This window comes from Streptomyces pseudogriseolus (assembly GCA_002154585.1).
Taxonomy (GTDB): Bacteria; Actinomycetota; Actinomycetes; order Streptomycetales; family Streptomycetaceae; genus Streptomyces; species Streptomyces pseudogriseolus.
In genome coordinates this window covers 48,161-56,384 of record MUNG01000077.1, presented here as the reverse complement: position 1 = coordinate 56,384, position 8,224 = coordinate 48,161, and the positions used below count along the sequence as shown (strand labels likewise).

Here is an 8,224-nt window from a genome sequence, read left to right as displayed (position 1 = left end):
ACGGACAGCAGCCCCCGCCCGGCCAGATGCCCCACCAGCAGGCCCCCTACGGCGCACCCCAAGGGATGCCGCCAGGGATGCCCCAGGGCATGCCGCAGGGCGCACCGCAGGCGGCCGGAGTCCTCGGCGCGCTCCAGCAGTTCAAGGAGACGCCCACCGGACAGCGCTGGACCCAGCAGAACAAGAAGCTGGTCCGCGCCGACCTGGGCATCGGCGGCACGCCCGTGCTGGCCCGCCAGGGCAGCATGGTGCTGTACCAGGGCAAGGTCGACTTCAGCTACAAGGGCGCCGGCTTCAGCGGCCGTCTCGTCGGCAACGCCACCGGCCAGGAGATGCAGCTGATGCGCTGCACCGGTCAGGGCCAGGTGTTCTTCGCCGAGAACTCCACGATGCTGCACCCGATCGAGCTCCAGGGCGACGCCGTCTGCGTCTCCGCGGAGAACGTCCTCGCCTTCGACGAGACCCTCCAGTACGAGGTCCGCCGCATCGAGGGGCACGGCATCCCCGGCGGCGCGCTGTTCACGATGCAGTTCCAGGGCACCGGCACGATCGTCGTCAAGACGCACGGCATCCCCGTGGTGCTGCCCGTCACGCCCACCACGTTCGCCGACGCCAACGCCGTCGTCGCGTGGTCGGCCGCCGCACAGGTGGTGGTCTCCAGCCAGGTGCGGATGCGCCGCAACTCCTACCCCGGAGCCACCGGGGAGAGCGTCAACCTGCAGTTCCGGGGAGCGCCCGGCAACTTCATCGTCGTCCAGCCGTACGAGATCTGAGGGAGCCCGTCATGAACCAGCCACTCGCGGGCTACGCCCCCGCACCCGTCACAGCCCGCATGGAGAACCACGGCAACCACATGCTGAAGGTCGCCATGCAGTCCGGGCACGACCTCCTCGCGCGCGTCGGCTCGATGGTCGCCTACGAGGGCTTCGTCCAGTACGAGCCCAACCCGCCCGCCGTCCGCCAGATCGCCAAGGACTGGCTCACCGGTGAGGGCGCGCCCCTGATGAAGTGCTCCGGCGACGGCCTGCTGTACCTCGCCGACTACGGCGCCAACGTCGTCGTGATCAACCTCAACGGCGAGGGCATCTCCGTCAACGCCACCAATCTGCTCGCCTTCGACGCGCACCTCACCTGGGGCGTGGAGCGGATCAAGGGCCTGGCGAAGTTCGCAGGGCAGGGCCTGTGGAACACCAAGATCTCCGGGCAGGGGTGGGTCGCGCTGACCTCGCGCGGCAAGCCCATCGTCGTCGACTGCGGAGGCGGCGAGGACGAGACGTACGTCGACCCGGACGCGCTGGTCGCCTGGTCCCCGAACCTCAAGGTGAAGGGCAAGCGCAGCTTCCGCGCCCAGTCGCTGATCGGCCGCGGCAGCGGCGAGGCCTACCAGATGGCCTTCTCCGGTCAGGGCATCGTCGTCGTCCAGCCCAGTGAGGACAGCACCGACCGTCTCCGGGTCCGGGGCTGAGGGGGAGCGAGCACACCATGCAGAGTCCGCTTTTCGCGCACAACGAGCAGCAGACCCAGGAACGCTGGGGTCTGCAGAACCCGCAGATGCTCCGGGTCGCCCTCGAGGGCCACGACGACATCCTCGCCCGCAAGGGCTCCATGGTCGCCTACCAGGGGCTCGTCGAGTTCGACGCCGAGTACCAGGGCAACAGCGCGGCACGCGCGCGGGTGCACACCGGCGAGGGCCTCGACCTGATGCGCTGCCACGGGCAGGGCACCGTCTACTTCGCCAACCTCGCCCAACGCATCCACATCATGAACGTGGAGCAGGACGGCCTGACGGTCGACAGCGCTTACGTCCTCGCCATGGACTCCTCGCTGCACCACGAGGTCATCGCCGTCGACAGCCTCTACGGCATCTCCGGCTCGGGGAAGTACCAGCTCAACATCACCGGCCGGGGCAAGGTCGCGCTGATGACCTCGGGCATGCCGCTGCTGCTCCAGGTGACGCCGGACAAGTACGTCAACTGCGACGCCGACGCGATCGTCGCCTGGTCCACCTCGCTGCGGGTGCAGATGCAGGCCCAGACGCACTCCTCCGGGGTGTGGCGGCGCCGCGGCAACACCGGCGAGGGCTGGGAGCTGAGCTTCATGGGCAGCGGCTTCGCATTGGTCCAGCCGAGTGAACTGCTGCCCCCGCAGAACGCCCAGATCGGCTCCGGCCTCGCCGCGCAGTACGGCATGGGCCAGCAGGGCGCCCGCGGCCAGAACCAGGGCAACGTCTGGAGCTGACCACCCCCGGACCGCGAAAAGGGGCCGCGCCTTCCCGGAAGGCGCGGCCCCTTTCGTACGTCTCGGGTGCGCTCAGGCTCCGAGCCTCGCGCGCGTGGCGTCGAGCAGCCGTACGACGGAGACGTCCGCCACGTCCGGCACCTCGGCGTACGGGAACCAGCGCACATCCAGGGACTCGTCGCTGACCGTGTGCACGGCGTCCGGGGCGGCCACGGCCGCATACTGCACGTCGAAGTGGCAGTGGCAGGGCGGCGGGATGGGGTGCCGGTCCAGCCGGACGGGGCCGCCCGGCACCAGCGTCAGACCCGCGACGCCGGACTCCTCGGTCGCCTCGCGCAGCGCCGCCGCGGCCAGCGAGGCGTCGCCCGGCTCGCAGTGGCCGCCCATCTGGAGCCACATCCGCAGCTTCCGGTGCAGGGTCAGCAGCACCCGGCCGCGCTCGGGGTCGACCACCAGCGCGCTCGCCGTGAGATGGCCGGCCCCGCACGCCTTCCACAGGCCGTCCGGATGCGCGGCCAGATGCTCCAGGTACGCGTCCCTCAGCTCGGGCTGGTCCTCGTACGTCTTGAGGACCAGCACCGCGTCGTCGTGCAGGCTCACTCGGCGCCGTCGCCCTTGCTCTCGTCGCCCTTGCCGCCCTTGCCGTCCTGGTCGCCCTTGTCCGCCGCGTCGGCGTCCCCGGCGTCCTTCTTGCGCAGGTCGGGCTTGTCGGCGGCCTCGCCGAGCATCTTGTCCAGCTCGGAGAAGTCGATCTGCTCCCGGTGCACGAAGCCGTCCGGGTCGTCCAGGTCGGTGGCCGTCGGCAGCATGTCCGGGTGCGCCCACAGGGCGTCCCGGCCGTCCACCCCGCGCGCGTCGGTGAGCGAGGCCCACAGGCGCGAGGCGTCGCGCAGCCGGCGCGGACGCAGCTCCAGGCCGATCAGCGTGGCGAACGTCTGCTCGGCCGGACCGCCCGAGGCGCGGCGGCGGCGCAGCGTCTCCCGCAGCGCGTCGGCCGACGACAGCCGCGGCTTGGCCGCCGCGTGCACGACCGCGTCCACCCAGCCCTCGACCAGCGCGAGCGCCGTCTCCAGCCGGGCCAGGGCCGCCTTCTGCTCGGGCGTGTCCTCCGGCTGGAACATGCCCTGCTGGAGCGCCTCCTGAAGCTGCTCCGGGTTCTGCGGGTCGAACTGGCCGACCACGTCCTCCAGCTTGCCGGTGTCGACCTTGATGCCGCGGGCGTAGCCGTCGACCGCGCCGAACAGATGCGACCGCAGCCACGGGACGTGCGCGAAGAGCCGCTGGTGGGCGGCCTCGCGCAGGGCGAGGTACAGCCGCACCTCCTCCTGCGGGACGCCCAGGTCCCTGCCGAAGTTCTCGACGTTCAGCGGAAGCAGCGCGGCCTTGCCGGCCGGGCCCAGCGGCAGGCCGATGTCGGACGAGCCGACGACCTCGCCGGCGAGCACGCCGACGGCCTGTCCGATCTGCGTGCCGAACATGGCGCCGCCCATGGAGCGCATCATGCCGATCAGCGGGCCGGCCATGGCCTGCATCTCCTCCGGCAGGACGTCGCCCATCGCGTTCCCGACGCGCTCCGCCACCGGGTCGACCAGCTCGCGCCACGCGGGCAGGGTCGCCTCGACCCACTCCGCGCGGCTCCAGGCCAGCGCCGAGTTCGCACCGGACGGCAGGGAGGTGGCGTCGTCCAGCCACAGGTCCGCCAGCCGGACGGCGTCCTCCACGGCCCGGCGCTCGGCGGGGCCGACACTGGCGTCCTTGGAGCCCTGCGCGGTTCCCTGGGCGACCGTCTGGCGGGCGATCTGCTTGGCCATGTCCCAGTTCACCGGCCCGCCCTCGTAGGAGAGCATCTGGCCGAGCTGCTGGAACGCGGCGCCCAGATCGCCCGGGTTCATCGACCCGAACATCGCGGCGAACGGATTGTCCGCGCCGGAGCCGCCAAAGCCGCCCGCCCCGGGCGTGCCGAAGCCGAACGGGTTGGCCGGGCCCTGACCACCGCCGCCCTGCGGGTCCTTCTTCTTGCCTTCGTCGCCGTCGTCCGGCTCCTCCGGCGGAAGGCCGAATCCGAATGGGGTGTCACTCACGGGTTTCCTCGGCTTGTAGGGCCACCGGTTCTTTCCGGCGGCACGGCTGCCCGACAACACCACCCAGCGTAGACACCTGAGACGGTTCGGGCCTCGGTGCTTCGCCGACAGGAGGCCTGCGGCAGGATGGATGCCACCTGGTACGTACGCGTCGCTCGCGCCCGTACTGAAGACAACCGCTGGAGACGCCCGGTGAGTTCCCCAGATCCGCAGGTTCGCGCAGCGCGAAACAAGTCAACCAGTCCTCCGCCCCGCGGGCCCGTCGTGGCGGTCACCGGTGCCGCCTCCGGCGTCGGGGCCCTGCTCACCGCACGGCTCGCCGCGTCGGAGGAGGTCAAGCAGGTCGTCGCCGTCGACGAGCGGCGCGGCGAGTGCGCCGAGGCCGAGTGGCACATCCTGGACGTCCGCGACCCCGCGATCGCGGACCGGCTGCGCGGCGCCGACGTGGTCGTCCACCTGGCCCTCGACCTGGATCTGGAGACCGACGCGGCCGCCCGGACGGCCTACAACGTCCGCGGCACGCAGACCGTGCTGACCGCGGCCGCGGCCGCCGGCGTGCACCGGGTGGTGCTGTGCACCTCGACCATGGTCTACGGGGCGCTGCCCGACAACGAGCTGCCGCTGTCCGAGGACGCGGAGCTGCGCGCCACCGCCGAGGCGACCGGTGTCGGCGACCTCCTGGAGATCGAGCGACTGGCCCGTCGGGCGCCCCGCGCGCACCCCGGGCTCAACGTCACCGTGGTGCGCCCCGCCGTGCTGGTCGGCGGCACCGACACCGCGCTGACCAGGTACTTCGAGTCGCCCCGGCTGCTGGTGGTGGCCGGTTCCCGGCCCGCCTGGCAGTTCTGCCACGTCGAGGACCTGTGCAGCGCCCTGGAGTACGCCGTGCTGGAGAAGGTCGACGGTGAGCTGGCCGTGGGCTGCGACGGCTGGCTGGAGCAGGAGGAGGTGGAGGAGCTCAGCGGCATCCGGCGGATGGAGCTGCCGTCGGCGGTGGCGCTCGGCGCGGCGGCCCGGCTGCACCGTATCGGGCTCACCCCGTCCCCGGCCGGGGACCTGGCGTACACGATGTACCCCTGGGTGGTCAGCGGCAGCAGGCTGCACGACGCCGGGTGGCGTCCCTCGTACACCAACGAGGAGGTGCTCGCGCAGCTGCTCGAGGAGGTGTCGGGCCGGCACACGGTCGCGGGCCGCCGGCTCGGCCGCAAGGACGCGACGGCCGCGGGCGCGGCGGGCGCGACGGTCGCGCTGCTCGGCGCGGCGGCGGTGGTGCGCCGGGCGCGGAAGGCGCGCCGCCGCATCTGACGCCGGCCGGCCCCCCTTGGAGGAGTCTCCGAAGCCCCACGCGCGGGTTGTGAGCGACACCGCTGTTCCGCGCCGTCGGCGAGGTGGGGCACGATGGGGTGCATGGCACCCATGACGGACCACCCCGGTGAGCAGCCCGCCCAGGACCCGGTCAAGCTGATCGCGATCCGCGACACCCCGCTGTCGGTGGACGAGATCCTGCGCGCGGTGGGCGACGACGCGGCCGGCGGGACGGCGCTCTTCGTGGGGACCGTACGCAACCACGACGGCGGCGCCGACGTGAACGAGCTGGGCTACTCCTGCCATCCGAGCGCCGAGGACGAGATGCGGCGGATCGCGGAGAAGGTCGTCGCGGACTTTCCCGTGCGGGCGCTGGCCGCGGCCCACCGGGTGGGGGACCTGAGGGTCGGGGACCTCGCCGTGGTCGTCGGCGTGTCGTGCGCGCACCGGGGCGAGGCGTTCGAGGCCTGCCGCAAGCTGATCGACGACATCAAGCACGAGGTTCCTATCTGGAAGCACCAGCGCTTCTCCGACGGCACCGAGGAGTGGGTGGGCGTCTAGCACACCCGTTCCGTGCGGTTGCGTAACCGCACCCCTGAGGTGAGCGTTGTCACTGCGGATGGTTAATCTGCTGATCAGTCAGTGTTGCGGACGCTCATGGGGTTGGGAGGTCGGCATGGCGGCGCTTGCCTGGTTGCTGATTCCGCTGGTGGCCGCGATCGGAGCGGGACTGTGGGGCAGTTGGGCCAACCGGACCCGCAAGGTGCGCGGCGACGGTCCCGAACTCATCGGGTACGCCCGTTTCCGCGAGGCGATGGAGCGGGAGCGCGCGGGCAGCTGAGCCGGGAAACCGCAGGCCAGGGCCTGCGACGGGGGCAGGGCCGCTCGACCGGGCGGCCCTGACGGTGCGCTGACAGGTCCGTCCCGTACTGTCGAGGCATGCCACGCCGTACGGCGACGATGCTCGCCTCCACCCTGATGCTGATCGCGCTCCTGTGCGCGGGAGTCTTCATCCCCGTGCCCTACGCGGAGATGTCGCCGGGGCCGACGGTGAACACACTGGGCGAGCACGGCGGCGAGCCGGTGCTCCAGATCTCCGGGCACAAGACGTACCCGACGGACGGTCACCTCAACATGACCACCGTGCGGGTCACCAGCGCCGACTACCGGATGAACCTCGTCGAGGCCGTGTACGGCTGGCTCGCGCACGACACCAAGGTCGTCCCGCACGACACCCTCTACCCGGACGGCAAGACGGAGGAGGAGTCGACCCAGGAAAACGCCGAGGAGTTCAGCCAGTCCCAGGAGAGCGCCAAGGTGGCGGCCCTGAAGGAGCTGGACATCCCGGTGAAGTCCTGGGTGATCGTCTCCACGGTCGTCAAGGACGCGCCCGCCGAGGGCAAGCTGCACGCCGGCGACGTGATCAAGGCCGTCGACGGCAAGCCGGTGAAGGAGCCCTCCGACGTCGCCGACCTGGTGACCGAGCACAAGCCGGGCGAGGACGTCGTCTTCACCATCGTGCCCGCCAAGGAGCAGGCCGCCGCCGAGAAGCAGAAGCGGACGGCGACGAAGACCGAGAAGGTCACCATCACCACCCGGACCTCCGACGACGCCGGCGAGAAGCGCGCCGTCGTCGGCATCTCGGCCGGGACCGACCACACCTTCCCGTTCGACGTCGACATCAAGCTCGCCGACGTGGGCGGCCCCAGCGCCGGACTGATGTTCGCGCTCGGCATCTACGACAAGCTCACCCCGGGCAGCCTCACGGGCGGCGAGTTCGTCGCGGGCACCGGCACCATCGACGACGACGGCAAGGTCGGGCCGATCGGCGGCATCGAGATGAAGACGGTCGGCGCGCGCGACAAGGGCGCCGAGTACTTCCTCACGCCCGCCGAGAACTGCGCCGCCGCCGCCAAGGACACCCCCGACGGCCTCACCCTGGTGAAGGTCGGCACGATCGACGACGCCCTGGACGCCCTGAAGGACATCCGCGCGGGCGACACCGCCGACCTGCCGGCGTGCACCACGTCCTGACCGGGCCGGCTACTCCTCGAACGTTGCCGTCAGCGCCTGCGCCAGACCCGGCACCAGATCCGAGCCGGTGAGCACCTCGGTCGGGGAGTCCTTCTCCCGCAGGCGCAGCGCCGAGTCGCGGGAGCCGTCGCGCAGCACCGCGACCGTCATCCGGACCTCCTGACGCTCCGGGTGCCCGGCCACCCACCGGGTGAGCGCGGCCTCGTCCAGGTCCTTCGGGACCTGCGCCTCCGCGGACGGCGGCAGCATCAGCCGCTCCACGGTGAGCGCGCAGCCGGTGACCGCGTCGGGCCAGGCGATGGTGCCGAGGAACTCGTCGAGCGGCTTGCCGGCGGGAATCTCCTCCTGCTCGATCGGGGTGAGGGCGGCGGACTCCTCCCCGCCGTCCAGGCCGAGGCGGTCCGCGAGGGAGGGCTGTTCCGCCCGGAGCCGGGCGGTGTCTACGAGGGCGAACAGGCGGGCGGGCTGGTCCCAGCCCAGTCCGGACACGTACTCGTCGATCTCGAGCACGGCCCGGGTGAGGGGGTTCGCGGCCATGGGTGTGTTGGACATGGTCACAATCCTCT

General features: G+C 71.7%; 10 protein-coding genes. 7 read left to right on the top strand and 3 right to left on the bottom strand.

The window, feature by feature from the left end; genetic code table 11:
- The 3 genes from CCN29_RS08525 to CCN29_RS08515 form a co-directional block, all read left to right on the top strand.
- On the top strand, positions 1 to 773 hold a 773-nt coding region (locus CCN29_RS08525), incomplete at its 5' end, for an AIM24 family protein (RefSeq protein ID WP_442538275.1).
- Positions 774 to 784: 11 nt separating this feature from the next.
- Positions 785 to 1,465, top strand: a complete 681-nt coding sequence (locus CCN29_RS08520; RefSeq protein ID WP_086680812.1) for an AIM24 family protein — start codon at positions 785 to 787, stop codon at positions 1,463 to 1,465.
- A 17-nt stretch (positions 1,466 to 1,482) separates the two neighbouring features.
- The gene (locus CCN29_RS08515) at positions 1,483 to 2,238 is read left to right on the top strand and encodes an AIM24 family protein (protein WP_086680810.1); all 756 of its coding nucleotides are present in this window, start codon (positions 1,483 to 1,485) and stop codon (positions 2,236 to 2,238) included.
- 72 nt (positions 2,239 to 2,310) lie between these two features.
- Here the strand turns inward: CCN29_RS08515 and CCN29_RS08510 are convergent, their stop codons facing one another.
- Together CCN29_RS08510 and CCN29_RS08505 are read right to left on the bottom strand one after the other, a co-directional pair.
- Complete coding sequence (locus CCN29_RS08510) at positions 2,311 to 2,838, bottom strand: NUDIX hydrolase (protein WP_086680808.1); 528 nt, start codon at positions 2,836 to 2,838, stop codon at positions 2,311 to 2,313.
- The gene (locus tag CCN29_RS08505) at positions 2,835 to 4,319 is read right to left on the bottom strand and encodes a zinc-dependent metalloprotease (protein WP_086680805.1); all 1,485 of its coding nucleotides are present in this window, start codon (positions 4,317 to 4,319) and stop codon (positions 2,835 to 2,837) included. Before CCN29_RS08505 ends, CCN29_RS08510 begins: the two co-directional genes overlap by 4 nt.
- Before the next feature lie 192 nt (positions 4,320 to 4,511).
- Between CCN29_RS08505 and CCN29_RS08500 the strand changes: the two genes are divergently transcribed.
- The 4 genes from CCN29_RS08500 (at position 4,512) to CCN29_RS08490 (ending at position 7,658) form a co-directional block, all read left to right on the top strand.
- The gene (locus CCN29_RS08500) at positions 4,512 to 5,624 is read left to right on the top strand and encodes an SDR family oxidoreductase (RefSeq protein ID WP_031020471.1); all 1,113 of its coding nucleotides are present in this window, start codon (positions 4,512 to 4,514) and stop codon (positions 5,622 to 5,624) included.
- Positions 5,625 to 5,726: 102 nt separating this feature from the next.
- Positions 5,727 to 6,185: a molybdenum cofactor biosynthesis protein MoaE gene (locus tag CCN29_RS08495; RefSeq protein WP_086680803.1), complete on the top strand. Its 459-nt coding sequence runs from the start codon at positions 5,727 to 5,729 to the stop codon at positions 6,183 to 6,185.
- Positions 6,186 to 6,318: 133 nt separating this feature from the next.
- Positions 6,319 to 6,465: a hypothetical protein gene (locus CCN29_RS35685; RefSeq protein ID WP_239011852.1), complete on the top strand. Its 147-nt coding sequence runs from the start codon at positions 6,319 to 6,321 to the stop codon at positions 6,463 to 6,465.
- A 98-nt stretch (positions 6,466 to 6,563) separates the two neighbouring features.
- The gene (locus tag CCN29_RS08490; protein WP_031063765.1) at positions 6,564 to 7,658 is read left to right on the top strand and encodes a YlbL family protein; all 1,095 of its coding nucleotides are present in this window, start codon (positions 6,564 to 6,566) and stop codon (positions 7,656 to 7,658) included.
- A gap of 9 nt (positions 7,659 to 7,667) precedes the next feature.
- Here CCN29_RS08490 and CCN29_RS08485 read toward each other — a convergent pair whose 3' ends face one another.
- Entirely contained in the window at positions 7,668 to 8,210 is a 543-nt protein-coding gene (locus tag CCN29_RS08485; protein ID WP_006134721.1) for a PPA1309 family protein, read from the bottom strand.
- Between the last annotated feature and the right edge of the window lie 14 nt (positions 8,211 to 8,224).

Excerpts from the sequence above, each read along its gene's own strand:
- CCN29_RS08520 (WP_086680812.1), top strand. The coding sequence starts at position 785 with ATGAACCAGCCACTCGCGGGCTACGCCCCCGCACCCGTCACAGCCCGC.
- CCN29_RS08495 (WP_086680803.1), top strand. The coding sequence starts at position 5,727 with ATGGCACCCATGACGGACCACCCCGGTGAGCAGCCCGCCCAGGACCCG.
- CCN29_RS08515 (WP_086680810.1), top strand. The coding sequence starts at position 1,483 with ATGCAGAGTCCGCTTTTCGCGCACAACGAGCAGCAGACCCAGGAACGC.
- CCN29_RS08485 (WP_006134721.1), bottom strand. The coding sequence starts at position 8,210 with ATGTCCAACACACCCATGGCCGCGAACCCCCTCACCCGGGCCGTGCTC.
- CCN29_RS08490 (WP_031063765.1), top strand. The coding sequence starts at position 6,564 with ATGCCACGCCGTACGGCGACGATGCTCGCCTCCACCCTGATGCTGATC.